This window comes from Clostridioides sp. ZZV15-6383 (genome assembly GCF_020657735.1).
Taxonomy (GTDB): domain Bacteria; phylum Bacillota; class Clostridia; order Peptostreptococcales; family Peptostreptococcaceae; genus Clostridioides; species Clostridioides difficile_D.
On sequence record NZ_JAGWCV010000202.1, the window covers coordinates 1 to 282 of the forward strand.

The following is a 282-nucleotide window of genomic DNA, read 5'->3' on the forward strand; positions in this document are numbered from 1 at the left end:
GAGTTGATATAATTCCATCAATACTTACATCTCCATTTATTATAACTACCTTGTCTGAACCATTTTTCCAACCCTCTTTACTTATTTTAACTGCTGTTTCATATCTATCACTTCCTGTAAGTTCTGTGATAGGTGCAGAAGTCTTTCTCAAATACTTATTTACATCTTTTCTTGAAGTTATATCTTCAATTATACATTCCTGTGTTACATTGTAGTCTTTTAAATTTAATCCCATCTTTTCTAGGTCCTGTTTATTTAAAGTTTTAGGATTATTTTCACTGT

1 pseudogene is annotated in these 282 nt (G+C 29.4%); it reads right to left on the reverse strand.

Going from position 1 to position 282, the window contains the following annotated elements:
* Positions 1 to 282: pseudogene (locus tag KGF42_RS20685) on the reverse strand (N-acetylmuramoyl-L-alanine amidase); the annotation flags it as partial.